The organism is Cupriavidus sp. FW305-46, from assembly GCF_058787075.1.
Genome location: NZ_JBYSZI010000003.1, coordinates 120225 through 144027 on the forward strand (window position 1 = coordinate 120225; position 23803 = coordinate 144027).

Below are 23803 nucleotides of genomic sequence, written 5' to 3' on the forward strand. Positions count from 1 at the left end.
CCGTCTGACAGGCGCAAAGGGCACCGGGTTCCACTTTTCGATGGAAATCCCTGGTTATTTGTCGGGCCTCTTGTAAGCTGGACTTGGATCGCAAAAAGAGGAGCGGACCATGCGTGCAAGATTTGCCAGGGGGCTGACGCAGTCGCCGGTGACCGTGGTGGCCCGGGCGTTCGACGGAGAAGCGGTGCGCACTCCCCAGGTGGGCGACCTGGTGACGGTGTATAGCCAGGATCAGGACACCGAATTCAATATTCGCCTGTGCGAGGCCGTCGAGCCCGGCCGCTGGCGCGGCGTGGTCTACGCGATCGGCCGCGGCCAGGACGTGCTGGTCACGGCCGAAGGGCTGGAGATCGACGACGTGGTCGAGGTGATGCGCGAGGAAATCGCCTCGGTCATCCCCTGCGGCCGATCTCACTGAACGCCGCACCCCGCGGGTGCGGACATTCCGGTCTTGACGATGCCTGCGGCCCGGTTCAGGCCGGCCGCGCGGGCTGCCTTGGCACGCCCAGCCACATGGCCAGGCCGCTGGCCAGCAGCAGCGCCGCCAGCAGGTAGAGCGCATGGTCCAGGCTGCCGGTCCGGGTCTTGATCTGCCCGATCACCCACGGGCTGACGATGCCGCTGGTGATGCCGATGCTGCTGATGAAGGCGATGCCGGCGGCCGTGCCCGCGCCCGGCAGGTAGCTGGGCGGCAGCGACCAGAACACCGGCAGCGCGGCAAAGATCAGCACCGCGGCCACCGACAGGATGGCCAGCATCAGCGCCAGGCTGGGCAGGTGCAGGGTCAGCGCCGCCAGGGCCAGCGCGCCGCCTGCCGTGCACAGCAGGAAGTGGCGGTGGCGCTCGCCGGTGCGGTCGGAATGGCGCGCGATCAGGAGCAGGCCGACCGCGCCCACGGCATTGGGGACCACCGAATACAGGCTGACCGACATCACGTCGGTGATGCCGAAGTCGCGGATCATCAGCGGCATCCAGAAGCTCAGCGCCAGCGAACCACAGGTCAGCGAGAAATAGATAAACGCGAACAGGTACACGCGCGGGTTGCGCAGCACCTGCCGCAACGCGTGCAGCGAATGGCCGCCGGCATGTGCTTGCGCGGCGGTGTCGCGCGCCAGGTGGGCGCGCTCGCGGTCGGTCAGCCAGCCGGCCTGCTGCGGGCCATCCACCAGGCAGCGCGCGGCCAGCAGGCCCAGCAGCACCGCGGGCGCGCCCTCGATCGCAAACATCCACTTCCAGCCTTGCAGGCCGAGCACGCCGGCCATGTCGCGCATGATCCAGCCGGACACCAGCCCGCCCAGCACACCCGCCACCGCCACGCCGGCAAAGAAGACCGCCATCACCGCGGCGCGGCGGCGCGCCGGGAACCAGTAGGTCAGGTAGAGCACGATGCCGGGGAAGAAGCCGGCTTCGAACACGCCCAGCAGGAAGCGCAGCGTATAGAACTGCGCCGGGGTGGAGACGGCCATCATCGCCACCGAGGCCAGGCCCCACAGCACCATGATGCGCGTGAACGTGCGCCGCGCGCCAAAGCGCGCCAGCAGCATGTTGCTGGGCACTTCGCACAGCACGTAGCCGACGTAGAAGACAGCAGCGCCCAGGCCGTACATGGCGTCGCTGAAGCCGAGGTCCTGCTTCATCTGCAACTGGGCGAAGCCGATGTTGATGCGGTCCAGGAACGACACCACGTAGCAGACGAACAGGAACGGGATGATGCGCAGCCAGACCTTGCGGTAGAGCGCATCTTCATCGTGCGCAGCCAGTGCTGCGGGAGGCAGGGTGGGGGACGTCAGGCTGGATAGGGACGAAAGATCCCCTGAGACCGGATGGCTCATGAACGTTGTCTCCGTACGGTGGTGGCTGCGGCGGCGGGCAGCCGGAGGGTTCCGCCAGTGGGCAGCGTCTTGCGCGCGTTGGCCCGGGATGGTGCCGGGAAAAGAACAGCACAGGCGCGGCGGTGCCGCGCCTGTGTCGGGTCAGGCTGGCGTGGCGGCGGGCATTTCGGTCACGCCTTCGCGCGCGGTGGCCATGGCGGCCAGCAGCACATCGTGGTCGCCGATATGGTTGGCCAGCAGCAGGATCAGCTGCGCATTGGCGGCCTGGCTTTGTACCTCGTCGAGGTCGCGGTGCATCTCGATCAGCGCTTCGTAGAAGTCGTCGGGACGCGCCAGGTTGGGTTGGGTGTTGAGCATATTGGGCACGGGAGTCTCCGCGGTGAGGTCTGGCCGGTCTCAGGCGGCCATGCGGCCGGGCTGCGGGGCGCGCAGATCGGCACCGGTGGCGCGCGCCAGCGCGGCGCGGATCGCGGCCGGGTCGGGGTGGTGCCAGCGGGCGCAGACATGCTGGTCCGGGCGGACCAGGTAGCAGGTGCCGGGCGTGGCACCGTAGCGCGCGGCGGCCAGGCCCTCGTCGTCGCGCAGCACGGTGGCATTGGTGCAGGTCACCGCCAGCTGCGCGGCGTCGGTCACGTAGACCAGTTGCAGCGGCACGCCGCTGTCTTTCAGCGCGGCGAGGCCGGCGAGCGTGGCCGCATCGATGGCGTCAGGGCTGCCGAACACCAGCACCGTGAAGTCCCCGCCCAGGTGCGACAGCAGCCAGCCCGCGCCCTGCGCGCCGGATACCGGCGCGTCGCAGCAGACCGCGCCAGGCACCAGCTTGCAGGCATAGTCCTGGGCGTCGTCAGCGGTGTTCAGCGGCGAATCCTGCAGCACCGCGGGCACCGACAGCCGCCCGCTGTTGACCAGGGTGCGCGCAAACGCATGGCGCCTGGACAGGGTCAGCACCGCATCGCGGAACACGCGGCTGACCGCGCTCTTGGGCGTGATGAAGTCGGTGGAACGGGTGGAGTTGCGCAGGTTCTCGTCGGCGGCGTATTCGCGCTCGCTGGCGTAGGTGTCCAGCAGCTTGTCGCAGGCATGGCCCTGCAGCACATAGGCCAGCTTCCAGGCCAGGTTCTCGGCGTCCTGGATGCCGCTGTTCGCGCCACGCGCGCCGAACGGCGACACGCCATGCGCGGCATCGCCGGCGAACAGGATGTTGCCGTGGCGGAAGCTGTCCATGCGCAGGCAGGAGAAGGTATAGACGCTGACCCATTCCAGCTCGAACTTCACGTCCTTGCCCAGCAGCGCCTGCACCCGCGGGATCACGCGCTCCGGTGTTTTCTCCAGCTCCGGGTCGGCGTCCCAGCCGAGCTGGAAGTCGATGCGCCAGACATTGTCCGGCTGGCGGTGCAGCAGCACCGACTGGTTCGGGTGGAAGGGCGGGTCGAACCAGAACCAGCGCTCGCTCGGGAAATCCGCTTCCATCTTCACGTCGGCAATCAGGAAGCGGTCGCGGAAGGTGCGGCCCTTGCTGTCCAGGCCCAGCAGCTTGCGCATCGGGCTGCGCGAACCGTCGGCGGCCACCACGTAGCGTGCCGCCAGCGGGTAGCAGCCTTCAGGCGTCTCGATGGTCAGCACCACGCCGGGCTCTGGCGTGGCGCGCTGCTGCAGCCCGACCACCTTGTTGCGCCAGCGGATATCGATATTGGGCAGCGCCTGCGCGCGCTCGAGCAGGTAGCCTTCGAGGTAGTACTGCTGCAGGTTGATGAAGGCCGGGCGGCGGTGGCCGCTCTCGGGCAGCAGGTCGAAGCTGTAGACCTGCTGGTTGCGCAGGAACACCCTGCCGACGTGCCAGCGCACGCCCTTGTCGACCATGCGCTCGCCGCAGCCCAGCCGGTCGAAGATATCCAGCGTGCGCTTGGAAAAACAGATTGCGCGCGATCCGGTGGACAGCGTGCAGTCGTCATCCACCAGCACCACGGCCACGCCGCGCTGCGCCAGGTCGATGGCGGTGGCCAGGCCGACCGGCCCGGCGCCGACCACGACGACCGGGTGGGCGGCCGGATCGGCCCCTTTCTGTTGCTCGGCGCAGGGCTGGTACTCGAACGACAGCCGCTGGTAATCGATGCTGCTCATGCCTGTGTCTCCATCCATAGCTTGTTGCCCGACTTGTTCTTTTTGGAGGTCAGTCCTGCAGTGCGGCCCACATTTCCTTGTCGCGCTGGGCCGTCCAGATGCGCGGGTGGCGGACACCGCTGGCCTCGTCATAGGCGCGCGAGACGTCGAAGGGCAGGCAGTGCTCGTAGATAAAGACCTGGCCAAACTTGGGGTCCATCGCGCGCCGGGTGTGCGCCATCGCGGCCTTCAGGTCGAGCTTCTCGGCCACGGCTTCCTTGCCGGCCTGGAACAGCGTGGTGACGAAGTCCTTGGTGTAGGCGATACCCTTCTCCACTTCCTCCGGCGTGGTCAGCGCGGGGCCGCGGCCGGGCACCAGCTTTTCCGGCTTGAGTGCCTGCAGCGCGTCCAGCGTGGCCGGCCAGTCTTCCAGCTGGGCGTCGCCGCAGTAGCAGGCGGCGTCGTACTCGACCAGGTCGCCGGAGAACAGCACCTTCTGCTGCGGCAGCCAGACCACGGTGTCGCCCTTGGTATGGCCCGAGCCCAGGTGGGCGATGCGCACTTCCAGCTTGCCCAGGAACAGCGTGATTTCCTTCTCGAACACCAGCGTCGGCCAGGTCAGGCCGGGCACGGTCTCGACCCCCGCGAACAGGCGCGGGAAGCGCTCGATCTCGGACTTCATGTCGGCCTCGCCGCGCTCGACGATCATCTCGTAGGTGCCGCGGCTGGCGATGACCTGCTGCGCGCCTTCGGCGAAGTAGGCCGACGCGCCCAGCACGCGCACCGCGTGGTAGTGCGACAGCACCACGTACTTGATGGGCTTGTCGGTGATGGTGCGGATGCGGGCGATCAGGTCCTGCGCCATGGCCGGCGTAGCGGTGGTGTCGACGATCAGCACGCCGTCGTCGCCGATGACCACGCCCGAATTGGGATCGCCCTCGGCGGTGTAGGCCCAGGCGTTTTCCGACAGCTGGGTGAAGGTGACCTGCTTGGCTTCCAGGTCGGCCTGCGATGCGAATGCCTTGGACATGGCGTCTTTCCTTTGTGTGGGGAGGCGAGACGGCACCGGTCGGGGCACGATGGCTGCGTTGCGCTGGCCGCGCGGGCTGTCTCGCCCCCGTTTCTATGGATGTCTGACGGCGTGGGTCGCCGTGTTCGGACGGGGTAGTGCAATCTTAGGAAACGTTGAAAAATTAATCAATAGCGAAATGATTAGCCTATGACAAATAATTGAGGCGTGCCGAAAGCGCCATCAGAAGCAGGTGGAGCTTGTTCGGGTAAACCCCCGTGTGCACGGCAACGGGAGGCGTTCGATTAATATCCGGGTTTTCCGATCACACAGGATGGCAATGGCCAGGCGCAAGGCTGGGGAAGCAGGAACGCAGGCGGACGAGCCCGCTGCGCGTGCCGACAAGGCACAGCGCGGCATCCAGAGCGTGGAGGTGGGCGGGCGCCTGCTGGCGGCGCTGGCCGCCGCGCGCGCACCAATGCCGCTGGCCGCGCTGGCCGAGGCGGCGCAGCTGGCGCCGGCCCAGGCGCATGCCTACCTGGTCAGCCTGACGCGGCTGGGCCTGATCAAGCGCGACCACCTCTCCGGCCGCTACGAGCCCGGGCCGCTGTCGCTGCAGCTGGGCATGCTGCACCTGGAGCAGGACGCCGCCTGGCGCGCCGCGCAACCCCGGGTGGATGCGCTGGCGCAGGCGTCCGGCTTCAGCGTGGCAATCAGCATTGCCGGGCCACAGGGCCCGACCATCGTGCGCTATGTGCCGGCCAGCGCGCCGCTGCATGTCAACCTGCACGTGGGCACGGTGATGGCACTGGCCGCCACGGCTACCGGGCGCGTGTTCTGTGCGTTCCAGCCGCCGGCACTGTGGCAGCCGCTGTGGCGCGCACAGCAGCCGGGCGCGGCCGAGTCCGACCTGGCCGCCTTCAGCGCCAGGCTGGGAGAAATCCGAGCGCGCGGCATCGAGCGCAGCATCGACACGCCCAGCCCGGCCGTCAGCAGCCTCAGCGTGCCGGTGCTGGACGCCGCTGGCGTGCTGCGGCTGGTGCTGACCCTGGTGGGATCGACCGGTGCCATCGAGGTGGACTGGCGCGGCGCGGCGGCGCAGGCCCTGCTGGCCGCAGCGGCGGACATCGGCGCCGCGCTGCGTGATGAACAGGGACGCCCGGCATGAGCAGCGCGACAGAAGCCCAGCAAGACCTGGAAGGCGGCAAGCCGCAGCGCGGCATCCAGTCGCTGGACAGCACCGGCCAGCTGCTGGTGGCACTGGTGGCCGCCGGCCGGCCGCTGGCACTGCGCGACCTGGCGCTGGCCGCGGGCATGCCGCCGGCCAAGGCGTTCCCGCATCTGGTCAGCCTGCAGAAGACCGGCCTGCTGGCGCGCGATGCCGCGGGCAACTACCTGTGCGGACCGCTGGGGCTGGAGCTGGGACTGATCGCGCTGCAGCGGCTGTCGCCGACGCGTGAGGCGGAACCGGAGGTGATCGAGCTGGCCGGCGCCACCGGCCTGAGCGTGGCCATGGCAGTGCTGGGGCCGCTGGGGCCCACGGTGGTCCGGCTGGAGGAATCGGCGCGGCCCCAGCACGTAAGCCTGCGCGTGGGCACGGTGCTGTCGCTGGTCCATACCGCGATTGGCCGCACCGCCGCGGCATACCTGCCAGCCAACGTGCTGGCGGGCTTGCTGGAAAAGGACGAATTGCGCATGGCCGGCGCCGCCGCGGCCGAAGTGCTTGAACCCGGCGGCAAGCTGGCGCCGGCCTACGCCGGGCGCCTGGCACAGGTGCGCGCGGCCCGGCTCGACAATGCGCTGAGCCACCCGGTGCCGGGCATCGACACGCTGGCGGCGCCGGTATTCGACCACACCGGCAGCCTGGCGCTGGTGATCGCCGTGATGGGCTCGAGCGGCAGCTTTGACAGCAGCACCGCAGGCGCCACTGCCGCGCTGGTGCGGCAGGCGGCGCGCCGGCTGTCGTGGCGCTTCGGCGCGCCGGACACGGCCTGAGCTCAGGCCATCAGTTGTCCAGCCTGATGTTGGCCGACTTGATCAGGCTGTCCCACTTCTCGTACTGCGCGCGGATATAGCTGCCGAACTGCGCCGGCGTGGCGGGGAAGGGCACGGTGCCCTGGCTGGCCAGCCTGGCGGCCAGGTCAGGCTGCTTCAGCGCCGCCACGATCTCGCCGTTGAGGCGGTCGATCACTGCCTTGGGCGTGCCGGCCGGCGCGGCCACGCCAAACCACGCGGTCAGCTCGTAGCCGGGCACGCCGGCGGCGGCCAGCGTGGGCACGCCGGGGAGCTGGTCAGAGGGCTTCTGCGTGGTCACCGCCAGCGCGCGCACGCGGTTGTCGCGGATATACGGCAGCGCGGTCGAGACGCTGTCGAACATCATGGTGATGCGCCCGCCGATCAGGTCGGTCATCGACGCGGCGCTGCCCTTGTACGGAATGTGCGTGATATTGACACCCGCCAGGTGGGTGAAGAGCTCGCCCGCCAGGTGCGACGAGGAGCCGTTGCCGAACGAGCCATAGGTCAGCTTGCCCGGCTCCTTGCGCGCCAGCGCCAGCAGCTCCTGCACGGTGCGCGCCGGCACGCTGGGATGCACCACCAGCACGTTGGGCAGGTAGGCGACCGAAGCCACCGGCGCGAAGTCCTTCAGCGGATCGTAGCCAGGCTTGTCATAGAGGCTCTTGTTGACCGCCAGCGAGCCGAAGGTGCCGAACAGCAGCGTATAGCCGTCGGCCGGGGCCCGCGCCACCGCGATGGCCGCCAGGTTGCCGCCGGCGCCGGGCCGGTTGTCGATCACCACCGGCTGGTGCAGCCGCGCCGACAGTGCGTTGCCGATCTCGCGCGCCAGCAGGTCGGTGGCGCCGCCGGGCGGGAAGGGCACCACCAGCCGCACCGGCTTGTCGGGATAGTCCGCCAGCGCGGTACCGGCGGCCGTGGCCGCGAACGCAAATACCAGCCCCGCGGCTGCACGCCGGATCCAACCCTGCATCGCTGTCTCCTTTCTGTGATCTGTTGCGATGGAATGGCTGTCAGTGTGTCGCAGCGCCGGCAGGCGCGTGTTTGGGATTGGCGAAGGTCGGGTTCGGTGCCGGAGCGGGTCACTCCGGCGGGCGCAGCCGGGCGATGGTGCCGAACAGCGTTTCCAGCTCCACCGGCTTGACCAGGTGCGCGTCGAAGCCGGCTGCCTCGGTACGCTGCCGGTCCGCCGGCTGGGCGAAGCCGGTCAGCGCCACGAAGCGCGTCAGCTCGGTGCCGGCCACGCCGCGCATGGCGCGCACTACCTCGAAGCCGTCCATGCCGGGCATGGCCAGGTCGATCAGCGCGATATGCGGGCGGCAGCGCGGCGCCACATGCAGGGCCTCGGCGCCGTCGTAGGCAATGGTCACCTCGTGGCCGCAAATCTCGAGCAGCATGGCCAGGCTGTCGGCGGCGTCGCGGTTGTCGTCGACCAGCAGGATGCGCTGCGCCTGCTGCTCGGGCGTGGCCGGACCCAGGGCCCGCGGTGCGGCTCCTGAGCGGGCGTCATCCTTGCGCGAGGCCGGCAGCGGCAGGCGCAGCGTGAAGGTGCTGCCTTGTCCCGGCCCGGCACTGGCGGCAGCGATGGTGCCGCCGTGCAGCTCGACCAGTGACCGGCACAGCGACAGGCCGATGCCCAGCCCGCCATGCACGTCGGTGCCCGGACGGCTTTCCTGCATGAACAGGTTGAAGATCTCGTCGATGGCCTGGGGCCCGATGCCACAGCCCTGGTCCGTCACCTGGACCTGCAGTGTGCGGTTCTGGATCGTGGTGGCGATCGTCACCGACGACCCGGGCGGCGAGAACTTCGACGCATTGAGCACCAGGTTCTGCATGACCTGCACCAGCCGCGTCTTGTCGGCACGCATTGGGATCGAGCCGGCATGGGTCCGCACTTCGACGCACTGCGATTTGGCATCCAGCGCCGGCTGCGCTGCCTCGACGCCGAGCGCGATGATCTCGTTGAACTCGACCGGCTCCATGCGCAGCTCGATGCGGCCGGAGGTGATGCGCCCGATGTCGAGCAGGTCGTCCACCAACCGGCTCAGGTGGTTCACCTGGCGCTCGATCATGGCCAGGCTCCGGTTTGCCAGCACCGCGTCCTCCGGCGCCAGCCGCATCGCCGCGAGCGCGCTGTGCACCGGCGCCAGCGGATTGCGCAGTTCATGCGAAAGCGTGGCCAGGAACTCATTCATGCGCTGGCTGGAGCGTTCCAGCTCTTCGCGGCGGCGGCGCTCGCTCATGTCCCGCGTCACCTTGGCAAAGCCGCGCAGCGTGCGTGACTCGTCGTATACCGCTGTCAGGGTGACATTGGCCCAGAACAGCGAGCCATCCTTGCGCACGCGCCAGCCTTCGTCTTCCACGCGCCCGACGCGCCGCGCCAGCGCCAGGAGCCGTGACGGCTTGCCGGCGGCGACATCCTCCTGCGGATAGAACACCGAGAAATGACGGCCGATGATCTCGTCGCGGCGGTAGCCCTTGATATAAGAGGCACCGGAATTCCAGCTGACGATATGGCCGCCGGGATCGAGCATGAAGATGGCGTAATCCTTGACCCCCTCCACCAGCAGCCGCAGGGTTTCTTCGCTCTGGCGCAGGGCCTCGGCGGCGCGGCGCTGCTCGGTCATGTCCCGCGTGACCTTGGCAAAGCCGATCAGCCGGCCCTCGGCGTCCTTCAGGGCGGTGATGACGACGTTGGCCCAGAAGCGGCTGCCGTCCTTGCGCACGCGCCACCCCTCGTCCTCGAACCGGCCCTGTTCGGCCGCGGCCTTCAGCTCGGCTTGCGGCCAACTCCGGGCGATCGCATCCGGCGTGTAGAACTGCGAGAAATGCTTGCCCAGGATCTCCTCGCGGGCATAGCCCTTGATGCGCGCCGCGCCCTTGTTCCAGCTGGAGACATGGCCGCCGACGTCGAGCGTGAAGATGGCGTAGTCCTGCACGGAGTCCACCAGGGTCTGGTAAGGCACATCGGGCAGGTCGGCCCGGATCTCGTGCGAACGCCCGCCCGATGGCTCGCCAGCGTCGGGGCGAGGTACGCTTCCGGCGGGTTGCTGCGGGTTCTCGGGGTGTCGTGTCATGGCATGTCCTGAACGGCGTCCTGCCGGCGTGGCCCGCCAGCGCATCCGGTCCTGGTCTTGTAGCAAGGATACCCCCGCCAGCAGCCTGGCAGGGCCAATGGCGGGGGATGCCGGTGGCCCCGGCAGCGCAGGTCCGGATCAGAAGCTTCTGTACTGCAAATCAGAATGTGCGGATTGTCTGGGGAAACTGGCTCCATAGAATGGTCGCACAAGGGCTTTCAGCTCTTCCATCCAGAGGCGCCAATGACACAGTTAGACGAATGCCACCTGCCGTGCGACGGCATGCCGTGCAGCGCAGATTGCCAACTGGCCCGCTTCTGCCTGGGAGGCGCACGGGGGCTGCCGGGCGGCGCCCGGGGCATCCACCGCACGGTGCGCCTGCGCAAGGGCCAGTGCCTGTACCTGCTGGGCGACCCCGTGACCTCGCTCTACGCAATCCGCGTCGGCACGGTCAAGACCCACGTGACCACGGAAGACGGCCGCACGCAAGTGGTCGGCTTCCACTTCCCCGGTGACCTGGTCGGGCTGGACAGCCTGGCGCATCCGCACTATGCGTCCTACGCCACCGCGCTCGAAGACACCAAGCTGTGCATGCTCGGCATGGACGCGCTGCGCGGCGCCGCCGCCGGCATGCCGGAGCTTGCCAACCAGCTGTTCCTGGCGCTCGGCGCACAGGCGCAGCGCGCACGCGCGCTGCAGACCATGCTGGCGCTGATGACCGCCGAAGAGCGGCTGGTGACCTTCCTGCTATGGATGGCTGAAGGCCTTGCGGCGCGCGGCTTCTCGTCCTCGGAGTTCGTGCTGCGCATGAGCCGGGAGGAAATCGGCAGCTATATCGGCCTGACACTGGAAACAGTCAGCCGGCAGTTCTCGCGGCTGGCGGACTGCGGGCTGATCCGGGTGAGGCACCGCACCATCTCGCTGCTCGACAAGCCCGCCTTGCGGGCCATCGCCGAGCGCCCGATGATCTCCGCGCACGCGCCTGCGTGCGATCAGCAGGTGCCCCGGCGCGGCCCGCACGATGCCCGCCGGCTGGCACCGCGCGCGGCCGGTGGCCAGGCTGTGGCAGTCGAATGACCAAGCCCGGCCAGCGCGAGGACCGAATGGAACATGCAACACCGGCCGGCACCGCGGCTGAAGGGACGGCCAGCGACCTGGTCGGCGAGAGCCTGCGGGAAATCACGGACCTGAACCTCTCCTACCTGCTGCTGGTGCAGCGGCTGATGCGCGAGAACGAGGCCGAGGCCCTGTTCCGGCTCGGCATCGAGCGCGAAGTGGGCCGTGTGCTGGCCGCGCTCACGCCGCTGCAGATGGTGGCACTGGCGCGCTCCAACCTGGTGCTGTGCCGTTTCCGGCTGGAAGACAGCATGCTGGTGGCCGCGCTGACCGGCGCCGAGCCGCTGCATGCCCTGCAGAACATGCACGCGGCCATCGTGATGGCCGCGCAGCGCGGCTAGTGGAACCAAAATCGGAGGCTGTATGACGGGCAATGCGATGACGCAAGTCGAATGGAAGCGGATGGCGCTCGACCGCGGCCGCAGGGGCGACCACCCGCCCGGGCCAACCCGCATGGAAATCACGTGCACGCTGCAGATGCAGGATATTGTCCAGGCACTGGGGGCCGAGCCCGATGAGCAGCGCTGTGTCGAGGCCGGCCTCGAGGTGCTTGCGATGGCCGGGCACCCGCCTGCGCGTGCCGTGGTGTCGATGGACCACGGGCGGCCGCCGGCGCTGGAATTCTATGTCGATGCCGCTGTGCCGACCTGCTGCGAACTGGACAGCACCTTGCAGCACGCGATCGCCAGCCGTTTCACCAGCGTGCTGCCGCCGGGGCTGGCAGTCACGGTGCTGCCGCTGGCCGCTTATGCACAGGAAGCCACCGACGAAGGCAAAGCGTTTGACGCGGATACCTTGCGCACCTGTGCCAGCGAACTGCTGGGCCGCGGCGGGGAGATGAACCAGCGCCTGGCGGTGGTGTGTGCCTACCTGTCGGCGCTGCATGGCGCGCAGGCCGTTGCCGAGCAGCTTGGCTACCTTGAGCAGAGCCTGCTCGCGCAGGGCCAGGAGGCCTTGTCCTGGCGCCTGCGCCGGCACCGCAGCGTGGAAGGGCGGGAGCTGGCGCAGGCATTGGAAGGACTATCCCGCGCCGCGGATGGCGCCCTGTATGAGTTCGGCGCCAGTTACAGCGCTGCGCGCGCCAGCTATCAGCTGGAGCAGATGCAGCGTGTCCATGACCGGATCGCGCGCTTTCGCGACACCTGCCCGCACCGCGGGCGCTGCCCCGAGCCCCGGCACGCCGTGTGCGCGGACACGGCGTGCTGAGGCGCGGCAAGGTCAGATACCGGCCATGCAGGTGTACTTGATGACCAGGTAATCCTCGATGCCGTAGTGCGAGCCCTCGCGGCCCACGCCAGACTGCTTGACGCCGCCGAACGGCGCCACCTCGTTGGAAATCAGGCCAGTATTGACGCCCACCATGCCGTATTCCAGGCGTTCGGAGACGCGCCAGACCCGGCCCAGGTCGCGGGCATAGAAGTAGCTGGCCAGGCCGAACTCGGTGTCGTTGGCCATGGCGACCACGTCATCCTCGGTTTCGAAGCGGAACAGCGGCGCCAGCGGGCCGAAGGTTTCCTCGCGCGCGACCAGCATGCCGGGGCCGACGTCGGCCAGCACGGTCGGCTGGAAGAAAGAATGCCCCAGCACATGGCGCTGGCCGCCCTGCAGCAGGCGCGCGCCCTTGCCGAGCGCGTCGGCGATATGCTCTTCCACCTTGGCCACGGCCTTGTCGTCGATCAGCGGGCCGATGCGCACGCCGTCGTCCATGCCGTTGCCGACCTTCAGGGCAGCCACCGCCGCCACCAGCTTCTGCGCAAACGCCTCGTACACGCCCGCCTGCACGTAGATGCGGTTGGCGCAGACGCAGGTCTGGCCGGCATTGCGGTACTTGGACACGATCGCGCCTTCAACCGCCGCGTCCAGGTCGGCATCGTCGAACACGATAAAGGGCGCATTGCCGCCCAGCTCCATCGACACCTTCTTGATGGTCGACGCGGTCTGGGCCATCAGCACGCGGCCAACCTCGGTCGACCCGGTGAAGGTGAGCTTGCGCACCAGCGGGTTGCTGCTCATCTCGCCACCGATGGCGCCGGCCGAGCCGGTCACCACCGACAACACCCCGGCCGGAATGCCCGCGCGCTCGGCCAGGGCCACCAGCGCCAGCGCTGTCAGCGGGGTTTGCGATGCCGGCTTGAGCACCATGGTGCAACCCACCGCCAGGGCCGGCCCGGCCTTGCGCGTGATCATGGCAGCGGGGAAGTTCCACGGCGTGATGGCCGCGCATACCCCCACCGGCTCCTTGGTCACCACAATGCGCTGGTTGCTGACCGGCGCCGGGATGGTGTCGCCATAGACGCGCTTGCCTTCTTCGGCAAACCATTCGATAAACGAGGCTGCGTAGGCGATTTCGCCGCGCGCTTCTGCGATCGGCTTGCCCTGTTCGGCGGTCATGATGCGCGCCAGGTCTTCCTGGCTGGCCAGGATCAGTTCGAACCATTTGCGCAGCAGCGCCGAGCGCTCCTTGGCGGTGCGGGCGCGCCATGCCGGCAGCGCGCGGTTGGCGGCTTCGATGGCCTGGCGGGTTTCATCGGCACCCAGTTGCGGGACCTGTCCCACGCGCTCGCCGGTGGCCGGGTTGGTGACGTCGATGCGGCGCTCGCCGTCGATCCAGCGGCCGTCGATATAGCACTGCTGCCGCAGCAGCGAGGAGTCCTGGAGTTTCAGCATGGTTGTCTCGGTGGATGCCGGCGGTGCCGGGCGTCTTGTGGAAGCCTGAGACAACGATTGTAATCCGGCGGCCTAGGTTGAGGTCTTGGGTGGCGCCGCAGGCGAGGCCGCTGACGGTGCCTCGATACCCCAGTCGCCGTACTCCAGCCAGTCGTCGCCGAGCAGTTCAACCGGGTGCTGCGTGCGGCTGGAGCCATTGCCGCAGCCCATGTCGTCTACGGCGCAGTACTTGTCGCAGCCCCAGCAGATGCGCTCGGGGTGGCGGGGATGCAGGGGAAATTTCTTGGCCATGGCTTGCGGTTGGGAAACTGCTGAGACGATTATGCCCACACCCGCAAGCCGTCGATTTGCGCAATCGCAAGCGCAAGTCAGCCGGGAGCCATCCCGCTCAGTCCCATCCGTCGGCATCCAGCCGGGTCCAGCGGTCGGGCGCCTCGCCATCGGGCGAGGCCAGCAGCAGTGTCTGGCCGCAGTGCGCGCAACGGTACACAAACGCATTCTGGCCGCTGGCGGTGCGCAAGGTCGCCGACATCACCAGCCTGGGATGCGGCGGCACGTGGCCCGGCCGGTCCAGCTGCGACTCGCACAGGTCGCATATAGACATCATTGTTTTCCTCCGCACGATCCCCGGCGTAGCAAGAATGCTGTGGTGCAGCATTCGCTTTTCCAGTATAGCGGCGGATCGATAGTGCCGTTGGGCGACGGCGCGCGGTTATTCGCCAAGGAACTCAGCCACCACTTCGAGTCCCTCAATGTGATCGGCAACCACCTTTGCGATGGTGATCAGCGGGATGGCGAGCAACATGCCCCATACGCCCCAGAGCCAGGTGAACAGGAGCAGTGCAACAAATACGGCCACCGCGTTCATGCGCGCCATGCGGCCGGTCATCCAGGTGGTGACGACCGACCCGATCAGCGTGGCGATCAGCAGCGATCCGACCGTTGCCGCGGCTGCCATGCCGAGCGTGCCGAACTGCATGAAGGTCACCACCCCCAGGCAGACCGCGATTGCCAGGGCGCCGAAGTAGGGCACCAGGTGCAGCGCCGCGGCCGCAATTGCCCAGCTGCCGGCGTTGTGCACGCCCAGCCACTTGAGCAGAAGCCAGGTACAGGCGCCCAGGGCCGTATTGGTCACCAGCAGCATGCCCATATAGCGGCGGATGGAGCGGTTGACCTCGTCCAGCATGTGCACGCTGATCTTCTTCTCGGAAATGGTATGCCCGACCATCTTGATGAACTTGCGCTTGAACGTATCGCCGGCCAGCAGCAGGAAGTACAGCAGGAAGACCACCACCACCGCCTGTCCGGCCATGGTGAAGATGCTGACCGAGCCGGCCAGCAGCATGTTGTGGATCTGGGCGGGCGCTTGCTCCACCACCACCTGCGTGCCGCGCGCGGGCGCTGGCTGGCCGGTGCCACTGAGGACGGTGGCGGCGCGGCGTACCTTCTGCCACATGGAATCGTCACCGCTCATCAGCGCGCCGACCGAGCGCGACAGCTTGCTGGCCGTCTCGGGCAGGCTGTTGACGATCGACTCCACCTGCCCCTGCAGCAGGTAGGCGCCGCTGAGCAGGGCGCTCAGCACGGCAAGCAACACCACGGTGCCCGCCAGCGCGCGCGGTAGGCCCAGCCGCTGCAACGCGCAGACCAGCGGGTCCAGCAGGTAGGCCAGGACGATCGCGAGCACCACCGGAATGAGGAATTCGCGTGCGATATGCACGGCGTACAGCGAAAAGAGCGTGGCCAGCACCACCAGCGCCACGCTGGCACGGTGCAGCGAGGCGGTGACGGCATCGGCTGGCGCGACTGTGTCAGGCATCTCCGCCACCGTGCGCGGCCCGGCGGCGCCCTCGTTGTCGGCGCCCGCATGCGGGCTGCCGTCGGCGGGCAACGGAACGGGCGGGGCAGGGGGCAGCGAAGAAGGCGCGGAATCGGGGATGGTCGACATAGTCGGACGCCCTGGCAAAAGGCCTGGCGCTGCTATGAAGATAGCTGGCCGGCAGGCTGCGGCTGTCGGACGCCGCCGCCTGCGCATGTCAGACAAGCGCGGCAGCGAGGCGCCTTACAAGCGACACCGCCCGGCCGGCAGCATGGCGCTGCACGACCGGGCGGTACGGTGACTGCAGGCGGGAGCGCGCAGGCTCAACCTGTCACCGTCTTGGTTTCAAGGAACTCGGCAATGCCTTCGGGGCCGTATTCACGCCCGTTGCCGGACGTCTTGTAGCCGCCGAACGGCGCGGTGAGGTCCATCGTCGCGGCGTTGATGCGCACGCTGCCGGCGCGCAGGCGGGCGGCCAGCTTGCGTGCCCGCGCCGCGTCGGACGACGCGATGTAGGCGGCCAGGCCGAACTCGGTGTCATTGGCGATTGCCACCGCCTCTTCTTCTGAGTCGTACGGCAGCAGGCATATCACCGGCCCGAAGATCTCTTCGCGCGCGATGGTCATGTCATTGCGCACGTCGGCAAAGATGGTCGGGCGCGCATAGAAGCCGCGCTGCAGCCCGTCGGGGCGGCCGGGGCCGCCTGCGGCCACGCGCGCGCCTTCCTCGATGCCCACCCCGATCAGGCGCTGCACCTTGTCGTACTGGCCGCGGTTGGAGATCGGGCCCATCTTGGTCTCGGGGTCGGACGGGTCGCCCACCTTGACCGCGCTGGCGACGGCGGCGGCAATCTGCACGGCCTGCTCATAGCGCGAGCGCGGCACCAGCATGCGCGTCGGCGCGATGCAGGTCTGTCCGGTGTTGAGCATGCACTGCGCCACGCCGCTGGTCACCGCCGCCTGCAGGTCGGCATCGTCCAGGATGATCATCGGCGACTTGCCGCCCAGCTCCTGCGCCACGCGCTTGACCGTGGGCGCGGCGCTGATGGCCACTTCCACGCCGGCGCGGGTCGAGCCGGTGATCGACACCATGTCGACGTCGCGATGCGACGATAGCGCCGCGCCCACGGTGCGGCCCTCGCCATAGATCATGTTGAAGACACCCGGTGGCGTATCCGCGGCATCCATGATCTCGGCAAAGATGCGGGCGTCCAGCGGCGCGATCTCGGACGGCTTGAGCACCACGGTGCAGCCCGCCGCCAGCGCCGGCGCCACCTTGGCCGCGATCTGGTTCAGCGGCCAGTTCCACGGCGTGATCAGCGCCGCTACGCCGATGGCCTCGCGCAGGATGCAGCTCTTGCCGCGCGTGGTTTCGAACTCGAAGCCGCGCAGCGTCTGCAGCGTTGCCTGCAACTGTGCCAGGCCGATCGCGGCCTGCACGTTGGTGGCCAGCGTGATCGGTGCGCCGATCTCCTGGCGCACCGCCTGCGCCAGGTCGCCGATGCGCGCCTGGTAGGCGGCGATGATGCGCTCGAGCAGGGCGATGCGGGTTTCACGCGTGGACACCGACCAGGCCGGGAATGCCGCGCGCGCTGCGGCCACGGCCTGGTCCACGTCCGCCGTGGTGCCCATGGCGAGCTTGCCGGCGACCGCTTCGGTGGTTGGGTCTATGATGTCGGCCTGGGTCGCGCCCGCTGCGGGCTGCACCCACTTGCCGTTGATATAGAACTTGTCGACGATGTTCATGCCGGTTGCCTCGGAAGTTTGTGGGTGGATAGGGTCAGACCGGACGGTCGCCGATGATGGTGGCGCGGTTCATATGGCGCACGGCCGGGAAGTAATCCTGCACCGCGTAATGTTGCGTGGAGCGGTTGTCCCAGAGCGCGATGGTGTCCGGCTGCCAGCGCAGCCGCACCTGGTACTCCGGCGCGGCGGCCTGGCGGTACAGGTACTGCAGCAGGTCCAGTTCCGCGGGCCGGTAGTCGGAGCCGATGCGGTACGGCTGTTCCTTGGCGAAGTTGGCGAAATGCGTGGTGAAGGCTTCGTTGACGAACAGGATCTTCTCGCCGGTTTCCGGGTGCGTGCGTACCACCGGGTGCACCATCGGCGGAAACTTGGCGCGCATCTCCGCGTATTGTTCTTCGTTCAGCGCCGAGCCGAAGGTCGGCATCGCGTCGTGCACGGCCTTCAGGTTGGCGATGCGGGCCTTCATGTCCTGCGGCAGGTTTTCATAGGCCGCGACCATATTGATCCAGATGGTATCGCCGCCGACCTCCGGGCATTCCAGGCAGCGCAGCATCGAACCCATCGACGGGACCATGCGCCAGGTAACGTCCGAGTGGTAAAGGTTCTCGCGTCCGCGCGTCGTGCCATCGCGCCCGAATACAACCAGTTCGGGATGTTCCGGGTGGTTGGTGAGCATCGGATGCACTTCCAGCTCGCCGAAGCGGCGCGCCACGGCTACGTGCTGGGCCGGCGTGATCGCCTGCTTGCGGAAGAACAGCACCTTGTACTTCAGCAGTGCGCGGCGCAGCGAGAGGTAGGTTTCGTGGTCGAGCGTCTCGCGGAAATCGATGCCTTCGACTTCGGCGCCGATCGTCGGCGTGCAGCGGCGCACGGTAAAGGGAAAGTCTTCGTTGTCCTGCGCCCGGTAGGCTTCCGGGCTGATGGTGGTTGCGGCAGTGGCTTGCATGGGGTGTCTCCTCGGTGTTGTGTTGCCAATGCAGGGGGGAATGACCGGCTCAGCGGTGCGAGGCCCTGATCAGGTCCGCAGCCTTTTCGCCGATCATGATGGCGGGGGCGTTGGTGTTGCCGCCGATCAGCGTCGGCATGATCGATGCGTCAGCGACGCGCAGGCCCTCGACGCCGTGCACGCGCAGTTCCGGGTCGACTACCGCCATGTTGTCGACGCCCATCTTGCAGGTGCCGACCGGGTGGTAGACCGTGTCCGCGTGCGTGCGCACGAATTCGCGGATGGCGGCTTCATTGCTGCTGTCGGGGCCGAAAGCGTCGGTCAGGACTTCGCGCCCGCCGTGCTGCGCCAGCGCGGGCTGCGCAAAGATGCGGCGGATCGCCCGCACGCCTGCGACCATGCCCGCCATGTCTTCCTCGGCCGACAGGAAGCGCGGATCGATCACCGGCGTCTCGCGCATGTCGGCACTGCGCAGGCGCACATGGCCGCGGCTCTTCGGGCGCAGCACGCAGGCGTGGCAGGAGTAGCCGTGGCCCAGCTTGCCCAGGTTGCGGTTGCCGAGCAGCGCCACGGCAAAGTGCAGCTGCACATCCGGGATGTCCAGCTCGGGGCGGCTGCGCAGGAAGGCACCGGCCTCGGCGATATTGGACGAGACCATGCCGGTGCGGTTGCGCCGGTAGCGCATCACCTCGCGCGCCAGGCGCAGCATGCCGCGGCCAGTCTTGCCGAACAGCTCGGTCGTTTGCAGCTGCTTGTTGATGATGATGTCGAGGTGGTCCTGCAGGTTCTCGCCCACGCCCGGAAGGTCATGGACCACGTCGATGCCGAAGCTGCGCAGTTGCGCGGCCGGGCCGATGCCGGATGCCAGCAGCAACTGCGGCGAGTTGAAGGTGCCGCCGCTGACCACGATCTCGCGCCGTGCGCGCAGGATCTGCACCGCCCCACCGCGCACGACTTCCACCCCGACAGCGCGCTTGCCTTCGAACACGATCCGCAGCGCTTGCGTATCGGTCAGCACCGCCAGGCCGCGACGGCCGCCATTCAGCGCCGTGTCCGCGGCATTGCCGCTGTGCAGGTAGGCCCGCGCCGAGTTCCAGCGTTCGCCGTTGCGCTGCGTTACCTGGTACAGGCCGGCGCCTTCCTGGCTGTGGCCATTGAAGTCGCCGTTGTGAGGCAGGCCGGCCTGGATCGCTGCCTGGACAAAGCGTTGCGCAAACGGATTGGGCGAGCGCAGGTCGCTCACGTGCAGCGGCCCGTCGTTGCCGTGCAGCGCATGTTCCTGGCTGGCCAGGCGCGGATTGCGCTCGCTGCGGCGGAAGTAGGGCAGGACGTCGTCGAAGCCCCAGCCCCGGCAACCGAGCGCGGCCCAGCCGTCGTAATCGTGCCGATGGCCGCGGATATAGACCATGCCGTTGATCGAGGAACTGCCGCCCAGGCCGCGCCCGCGCGGCTGGTAGGAGCGGCGGCCATTCAGGCCCGGTTGCGGTTCGGTGTAGTAGGCGTAGTTGCGTGGCCCGGCCTTGGGGACGACCGCGGCAATGCCCACCGGCGCCCAGACCGAGAAGTGATGGTCATGCGGCCCCGCCTCGAGCAGCGCCACGGTTGCGTCCGTGTCTTCGGCCAGGCGCCCAGCCACGGCGCAACCGGCTGACCCGGCGCCGATCACGATGTAGTCGAATTCAGCCGCCGGAGTGGCGGCGCCCTGCGATGCGTTGGTCTTCAATTTCTGTGTCTCCTGAGCGGCTTTTGACGGTGCTTTCCTGTGGGTGCAGGTAGCTGCCGATGGGCGATACTGCCATTACCTGTTATGACAGGTCAATAGGGTTTCGCCTCGACCTGTCATGATAGGTATAATCCGTTCCACCCAGCATTCGGAGCCGCCCAGGGCGGAACACACGTGGCGCTGCCCAGGTTCAAAGAGATAGAAAACGAGATTCGCCAGCGGATTGCCAGCAACACATGGGCGCCCGGCGCCAAGCTGCCTTCCGAGGCCGAGCTGGTGACGGAATTCGCGGTCAGCCGGATCACCGTGCGCCAGGCCCTGTCCGGGCTGCACAACGCCGGCCTGATCGAGAAGGTCAACGGCAAGGGCAGCTTCGTGACCCGCCCCTCGGACACGCCCAGCCTAGGCGCGCTGACCGGCTTCTATGAAACCGGACGCGCCCGTGGCCAGCTTGCCTACGGCAAGCTGGTGTCGGTACGGCTGGTGCGGGCGCCGGCCCATGTGGCGGCGGCGCTGCGTCTGCAGCCTGGCGAGAAGGTGCTGAGCGTGGCTACCGTGCGGTACTGGGACGACGCGGCCGTGGCGCATTTCACCCTGATGGGTCCTGAGCCGCTGATGCGCCGCCTGGTGCAGGAGGACCTGGAAACCAACGATGCCATGGCGCTGTTTGAGAGCCGGCTGGGATACCGGTTCAAGGAAGTGGCGATGGAAGCCACCGCCGTCGCCGCGCCCGCGGACGTGGCGCGCCGGCTCGGTGTTGGCGTGGGCGATCCGCTGTTGCGCCTGCGCAGCACGCCGCATGACATCGAGGACACACCGTTGTTGTGCGGCGAACTGCTGTTCCGTCCGGACCGCTATGCCTATAAGTGGACACTGACGCGATAGCGCGGATGTCTGCCATCTTCAGTCGAAACTGAACTGCGCCGGCGTGGTAACTTTTACCCGCGGCGCGCACTTCTTACTGCGGCCGGGCCGCAGTCATGTCCTTTCCTGCATTGCCGGGTGCCGCGTGGTCAACGGACTCGCGCCGATCGTCACATGGCGCCGCTGGTACGTCAGTTGCGTCTTCCGCAGCAGAGCTGCGTTCCAGCGCGCTCGCCGGCAGCCTGCGCCGTGCAGCTAGGCTTGCCGCCAACCTGCTAGATGGAGGACGACATGAAAACAACCCTACGCATCGGCACAGCCCTGCTCGCACTTGGCATCCTGGCGGGTTGCACCGCCACCGGCAGCACCACCGGCTCCGGCTCGCTGTCCGGCTCCGGTTCGGTCACCGAACAGAGCCGCAGCCGCAGCACCACCCCTGGCACAAGCACTTCTACCGGCACGTCCGGCGCCACCAGCACTACCAGCCCGAGCGGCACCTCGAGCGGCAGCAGCGGTGCAGCCAGCGGCTCGGGCACTGCCCGCTGACGCCGGCGCACAGCCGCCGGTGGCCTGGCACCGGCGGCTGCGCGGCTTCGCTATCGGTCCCGGCCGGTAACGACGCGCGCGTCGCGGCGCGCGGGAACGATGTCTTCGTCCGCGAGCCGTTGTTGCAGGTCGTTGTTGGGCACGTGGGTGAAGTCCTTGCCAATTTCCTTCGTGATGACGTCGGTGACCCCGGCGGGAAGGGCTTTGCGCAGCAGGCCGAGAAAACGCGGCGCGGCAATCAGCGCCAGTGAGTCAAAGCGCTGCTTGTTGCGCGCATCGGCAAGGTAGTCCGCCACGCGGCGGGCAAACAACTGCGCTTCCTGGTGCAGTTCATCTTCCCCGGCCGAGGAGGTGACCGTGGAAGGTCCGACCTGGTGGGCACCGGGGTGGCCGACGTCTCCCTGCGCGGAAGCGTGGCCACGCCGGCCATAGGCGTCGCGGCGCAGGTCGGCGCGGTCGGCATGCGCGGCCGCGTCGGTGATCTCCTCGACCACTTCGAGCGGTGCGCTATCGGCGTGCGAGGCAAAGATGCGGGCGAGGGATTCGTCCGCCACAAGGATCCAGATGTTCTTCATGATCGCTCCGGTTGCGGAGCCCGAACACGGGGCCTCATGCCCTCGATGCAAGGGGTACGCCATCGGGGCAGGGGCACAAGGCGGGGCCGCAGATGGCGCCGGGCCAAGCATCAGATGCCGCAAGGGCCATGCCGTTGCAGTATCGACAGGGATGCTGTGCAACTTTTTCAGGCCCCGGCATGCCGATCTGTCACCATACGCCAAAGAACACGCCGGCCTGCTTGTACACATTGGTCTTGGCCGCCACCTCTTCGTTGGTTACCGTCACGCGCGGCTTGAGCGTGCAGAACCATTCCAGCAACCGCAACCGCATGGCGCTGCGCACGGCTTCGTGGCCGGGGTCGCTGCCCAGGTCGAAATACTCCTGCGGATCGTTCTGCAGGTCGAACAGCTGTGGCCGGAACCCTTGCCAGTGCACGTATTTCCAGCGCCCGTCACGCACCATCCAGGCGCGGCACTCGCCGGGGTGGCGGCCCAGCGCAACGCGAGCGCCGCGATAGGCGTAGTCCAGCTCGGATACGACGAAATCGCGCCAGCTGCCGGCATCGGCGCGCTCGCCCGCGCGCGTCAGGTCCAGCAACGAGCGGCCCTCGATGCGGTGGTCGGCCGGCGGCAGGCCCAGTGCGTCCAGCACCGTCGGCACCACGTCGACCGCGCTGACCATGCTGGCCTGCGCGGTGCCGCGCGTGGCATCCGCTGCCGGCGAGGGATCGTAGACGATCAGCGGGATGTTCTGCACGGTGTCGTAGAACTGCTCCTTCTCGCCCAGCCAGTGGTCGCCCAGGAAATCGCCGTGGTCGGCGGTGAAGACGATCAGCGTGTCCTGCCAGCGGCCCAGGCGTTCGAGCTGTTCCCAGAGCTGGCCGAGCCGGTCGTCGATCTGCTGGATCAGGCCCTGGTAGGCGGGGCGCACCGTGTCCGAGACTTCCTGGCGCATGAAGTTGGCGCATTCTTCCTGCGTGCGGTAGGCCGACAGCACCGGGTGCGGGTCTTCCAGCTCGGCGTCGTGGCGCTGCAGCGGCAGGCAGTCATCGAGCGAATATGCGGCGTGGTAGGGCGCGGGCGCCAGGTAGGGCCAGTGCGGCTTGACCAGCGACAGGTGCAGCACCCACGGATCGTCGCCGCGCGTGGCGATGTACCGCATCGCCTGGTCGACCGTGTACGCGGTCTCGGAGTGCGGCTCGGCCACGCGCGCGGGCAGGCCGGCGTTGCGCATGTGCCAGCCGGAGACGATCTCGCCGCGTTCGTTCTCGGCGCTGATCACGTAGTCGGTCCACGGATCCGCGCTGTCGTAGCCTTGCTGGCGCAGCCAGTCGGCGTAGGCGCTGTGCGGCTCGGCGTGGTGGCCGTCATGGCGGTCGACTTCGGTGAAGTGGCCGCTGCGCAGCAGCGTTTCCAGCTCGGTGCCGCCATCCAGGTGGAGCCGCTTCAGGTTGGCGTTGTCGGGCATCACATGGGTCTTGCCCGCCAGCGCCAGCGCGCGGCCGCTGTGCTTCAGGTATTCGCCCAGCGTGACTTCGCCCACCGACAGCGGCACGCGGTTCCAGGTGGCGCCGTGGCTGCTGACATGGCGGCCGGTATAGAAGCTCATGCGGCTGGGGCCGCAGACCCCGGACGCGACGAAGGCGCGGTCGAAGCGAACGCCGCGCGCGGCCAGCGCATCGATATTGCGCGTGCGCAGCGCCGGATGCCCGTAGCAGCCCAGGTGGTCGCGCCGCAGCTGGTCGCACATGATGAAGAGGGTATTGCGGATCGTCATGGTCGGTTTGCC

At 68.2% G+C, this 23803-nt stretch carries 23 protein-coding genes; 8 read left to right on the forward strand and 15 right to left on the reverse strand.

Annotation, left to right across the window (positions count from 1 at the left end; genetic code table 11):
• Nucleotides 1–109 precede the first annotated feature (109 nt).
• Nucleotides 110–418: a hypothetical protein gene (locus AC3WON_RS02485; protein WP_010814535.1), complete on the forward strand. Its 309-nt coding sequence runs from the start codon at nt 110–112 to the stop codon at nt 416–418.
• 55 nt (nt 419–473) lie between these two features.
• On the opposite strand, the gene AC3WON_RS02490 is transcribed toward AC3WON_RS02485, so the two are convergent.
• The 4 genes from AC3WON_RS02490 to AC3WON_RS02505 form a co-directional block, all read right to left on the reverse strand.
• Entirely contained in the window at nt 474–1832 is a 1359-nt protein-coding gene (locus AC3WON_RS02490) for an MFS transporter (RefSeq protein ID WP_492351063.1), read from the reverse strand.
• A gap of 141 nt (nt 1833–1973) precedes the next feature.
• Entirely contained in the window at nt 1974–2198 is a 225-nt protein-coding gene (locus tag AC3WON_RS02495) for a DUF2783 domain-containing protein (protein WP_492316902.1), read from the reverse strand.
• 30 nt (nt 2199–2228) lie between these two features.
• Complete coding sequence (locus tag AC3WON_RS02500) at nt 2229–3953, reverse strand: FAD-dependent oxidoreductase (RefSeq protein ID WP_492351064.1); 1725 nt, start codon at nt 3951–3953, stop codon at nt 2229–2231.
• Nucleotides 3954–4002: 49 nt separating this feature from the next.
• Nucleotides 4003–4962, reverse strand: a complete 960-nt coding sequence (locus AC3WON_RS02505; RefSeq protein WP_492316904.1) for an MBL fold metallo-hydrolase — start codon at nt 4960–4962, stop codon at nt 4003–4005.
• A gap of 319 nt (nt 4963–5281) precedes the next feature.
• Between AC3WON_RS02505 and AC3WON_RS02510 the strand changes: the two genes are divergently transcribed.
• Both AC3WON_RS02510 and AC3WON_RS02515 read left to right on the forward strand, forming a co-directional pair.
• Nucleotides 5282–6109: an IclR family transcriptional regulator gene (locus AC3WON_RS02510; protein WP_492316905.1), complete on the forward strand. Its 828-nt coding sequence runs from the start codon at nt 5282–5284 to the stop codon at nt 6107–6109.
• On the forward strand, nt 6106–6936 hold the full coding sequence (locus AC3WON_RS02515) for an IclR family transcriptional regulator (protein WP_492316906.1): 831 nt from the start codon (nt 6106–6108) through the stop codon (nt 6934–6936). The genes AC3WON_RS02510 and AC3WON_RS02515 overlap by 4 nt, the downstream gene beginning before the upstream one ends.
• Nucleotides 6937–6946: 10 nt before the next feature.
• Here the strand turns inward: AC3WON_RS02515 and AC3WON_RS02520 are convergent, their stop codons facing one another.
• Entirely contained in the window at nt 6947–7927 is a 981-nt protein-coding gene (locus AC3WON_RS02520; protein WP_492316907.1) for a Bug family tripartite tricarboxylate transporter substrate binding protein, read from the reverse strand.
• Nucleotides 7928–8036: 109 nt separating this feature from the next.
• Nucleotides 8037–10031, reverse strand: a complete 1995-nt coding sequence (locus AC3WON_RS02525; protein WP_492316908.1) for a PAS domain-containing hybrid sensor histidine kinase/response regulator — start codon at nt 10029–10031, stop codon at nt 8037–8039.
• Between the two features lie 243 nt (nt 10032–10274).
• Here AC3WON_RS02525 and AC3WON_RS02530 point away from each other — a divergent pair, with 243 nt between their 5' ends.
• Genes AC3WON_RS02530 through AC3WON_RS02540 form a run of 3 tightly spaced genes read left to right on the forward strand, consistent with a single transcriptional unit; the run spans nt 10275 to nt 12353 of the window.
• Nucleotides 10275–11108, forward strand: coding sequence for a helix-turn-helix domain-containing protein (locus AC3WON_RS02530; protein WP_492316909.1), 834 nt, complete (start codon nt 10275–10277; stop codon nt 11106–11108).
• Between the two features lie 26 nt (nt 11109–11134).
• Nucleotides 11135–11488: a flagellar transcriptional regulator FlhD gene (flhD, locus tag AC3WON_RS02535; protein ID WP_492316910.1), complete on the forward strand. Its 354-nt coding sequence runs from the start codon at nt 11135–11137 to the stop codon at nt 11486–11488.
• A 22-nt stretch (nt 11489–11510) separates the two neighbouring features.
• Complete coding sequence (locus AC3WON_RS02540) at nt 11511–12353, forward strand: hypothetical protein (protein WP_492351065.1); 843 nt, start codon at nt 11511–11513, stop codon at nt 12351–12353.
• Between the two features lie 12 nt (nt 12354–12365).
• Here the strand turns inward: AC3WON_RS02540 and gabD are convergent, their stop codons facing one another.
• The 7 genes from gabD to AC3WON_RS02575 form a co-directional block, all read right to left on the reverse strand.
• On the reverse strand, nt 12366–13814 hold the full coding sequence (gene gabD / locus AC3WON_RS02545; RefSeq protein ID WP_492316912.1) for an NADP-dependent succinate-semialdehyde dehydrogenase: 1449 nt from the start codon (nt 13812–13814) through the stop codon (nt 12366–12368).
• 72 nt (nt 13815–13886) lie between these two features.
• A complete protein-coding gene (locus AC3WON_RS02550) occupies nt 13887–14105 on the reverse strand; it encodes a DUF3079 domain-containing protein (RefSeq protein ID WP_492316913.1) in 219 nt (72 codons plus the stop codon).
• Between the two features lie 97 nt (nt 14106–14202).
• On the reverse strand, nt 14203–14418 hold the full coding sequence (locus AC3WON_RS02555; protein ID WP_010814521.1) for a hypothetical protein: 216 nt from the start codon (nt 14416–14418) through the stop codon (nt 14203–14205).
• Between the two features lie 108 nt (nt 14419–14526).
• Nucleotides 14527–15762, reverse strand: a complete 1236-nt coding sequence (locus AC3WON_RS02560; protein WP_492351066.1) for an AI-2E family transporter — start codon at nt 15760–15762, stop codon at nt 14527–14529.
• A gap of 194 nt (nt 15763–15956) precedes the next feature.
• A complete protein-coding gene (locus AC3WON_RS02565) occupies nt 15957–17378 on the reverse strand; it encodes an aldehyde dehydrogenase family protein (protein ID WP_492351067.1) in 1422 nt (473 codons plus the stop codon).
• Nucleotides 17379–17412: 34 nt separating this feature from the next.
• Nucleotides 17413–18324, reverse strand: coding sequence for a TauD/TfdA dioxygenase family protein (locus AC3WON_RS02570; RefSeq protein WP_492351068.1), 912 nt, complete (start codon nt 18322–18324; stop codon nt 17413–17415).
• A gap of 49 nt (nt 18325–18373) precedes the next feature.
• Complete coding sequence (locus AC3WON_RS02575) at nt 18374–20047, reverse strand: GMC family oxidoreductase (protein ID WP_492351069.1); 1674 nt, start codon at nt 20045–20047, stop codon at nt 18374–18376.
• 174 nt (nt 20048–20221) lie between these two features.
• On the opposite strand from AC3WON_RS02575, the gene AC3WON_RS02580 reads away from it, so the two are divergent.
• Nucleotides 20222–20932 (forward strand): GntR family transcriptional regulator, encoded by a 711-nt coding sequence (locus AC3WON_RS02580; protein WP_492316918.1) that lies wholly within the window; start codon nt 20222–20224, stop codon nt 20930–20932.
• Between the two features lie 270 nt (nt 20933–21202).
• Nucleotides 21203–21457: a hypothetical protein gene (locus tag AC3WON_RS02585; protein WP_492316919.1), complete on the forward strand. Its 255-nt coding sequence runs from the start codon at nt 21203–21205 to the stop codon at nt 21455–21457.
• Between the two features lie 50 nt (nt 21458–21507).
• On the opposite strand, the gene AC3WON_RS02590 is transcribed toward AC3WON_RS02585, so the two are convergent.
• Entirely contained in the window at nt 21508–22032 is a 525-nt protein-coding gene (locus tag AC3WON_RS02590; RefSeq protein WP_492316920.1) for a host attachment protein, read from the reverse strand.
• Between the two features lie 190 nt (nt 22033–22222).
• The gene (locus AC3WON_RS02595; protein WP_492351070.1) at nt 22223–23791 is read right to left on the reverse strand and encodes a sulfatase-like hydrolase/transferase; all 1569 of its coding nucleotides are present in this window, start codon (nt 23789–23791) and stop codon (nt 22223–22225) included.
• Between the last annotated feature and the right edge of the window lie 12 nt (nt 23792–23803).

Coding starts and splice junctions, on each gene's coding strand:
- AC3WON_RS02520 (WP_492316907.1), bottom strand. CDS start 7,927: ATGCAGGGTTGGATCCGGCGTGCAGCCGCGGGGCTGGTATTTGCGTTC.
- gabD (WP_492316912.1), bottom strand. CDS start 13,814: ATGCTGAAACTCCAGGACTCCTCGCTGCTGCGGCAGCAGTGCTATATC.
- AC3WON_RS02550 (WP_492316913.1), bottom strand. CDS start 14,105: ATGGCCAAGAAATTTCCCCTGCATCCCCGCCACCCCGAGCGCATCTGC.
- AC3WON_RS02505 (WP_492316904.1), bottom strand. CDS start 4,962: ATGTCCAAGGCATTCGCATCGCAGGCCGACCTGGAAGCCAAGCAGGTC.
- AC3WON_RS02555 (WP_010814521.1), bottom strand. CDS start 14,418: ATGTCTATATGCGACCTGTGCGAGTCGCAGCTGGACCGGCCGGGCCAC.
- AC3WON_RS02595 (WP_492351070.1), bottom strand. CDS start 23,791: ATGACGATCCGCAATACCCTCTTCATCATGTGCGACCAGCTGCGGCGC.
- flhD (WP_492316910.1), top strand. CDS start 11,135: ATGGAACATGCAACACCGGCCGGCACCGCGGCTGAAGGGACGGCCAGC.
- AC3WON_RS02560 (WP_492351066.1), bottom strand. CDS start 15,762: ATGTCGACCATCCCCGATTCCGCGCCTTCTTCGCTGCCCCCTGCCCCG.
- AC3WON_RS02530 (WP_492316909.1), top strand. CDS start 10,275: ATGACACAGTTAGACGAATGCCACCTGCCGTGCGACGGCATGCCGTGC.
- AC3WON_RS02585 (WP_492316919.1), top strand. CDS start 21,203: ATGAAAACAACCCTACGCATCGGCACAGCCCTGCTCGCACTTGGCATC.
- AC3WON_RS02540 (WP_492351065.1), top strand. CDS start 11,511: ATGACGGGCAATGCGATGACGCAAGTCGAATGGAAGCGGATGGCGCTC.
- AC3WON_RS02590 (WP_492316920.1), bottom strand. CDS start 22,032: ATGAAGAACATCTGGATCCTTGTGGCGGACGAATCCCTCGCCCGCATC.
- AC3WON_RS02515 (WP_492316906.1), top strand. CDS start 6,106: ATGAGCAGCGCGACAGAAGCCCAGCAAGACCTGGAAGGCGGCAAGCCG.
- AC3WON_RS02510 (WP_492316905.1), top strand. CDS start 5,282: ATGGCCAGGCGCAAGGCTGGGGAAGCAGGAACGCAGGCGGACGAGCCC.
- AC3WON_RS02570 (WP_492351068.1), bottom strand. CDS start 18,324: ATGCAAGCCACTGCCGCAACCACCATCAGCCCGGAAGCCTACCGGGCG.
- AC3WON_RS02565 (WP_492351067.1), bottom strand. CDS start 17,378: ATGAACATCGTCGACAAGTTCTATATCAACGGCAAGTGGGTGCAGCCC.
- AC3WON_RS02500 (WP_492351064.1), bottom strand. CDS start 3,953: ATGAGCAGCATCGATTACCAGCGGCTGTCGTTCGAGTACCAGCCCTGC.
- AC3WON_RS02525 (WP_492316908.1), bottom strand. CDS start 10,031: ATGACACGACACCCCGAGAACCCGCAGCAACCCGCCGGAAGCGTACCT.
- AC3WON_RS02485 (WP_010814535.1), top strand. CDS start 110: ATGCGTGCAAGATTTGCCAGGGGGCTGACGCAGTCGCCGGTGACCGTG.
- AC3WON_RS02490 (WP_492351063.1), bottom strand. CDS start 1,832: ATGAGCCATCCGGTCTCAGGGGATCTTTCGTCCCTATCCAGCCTGACG.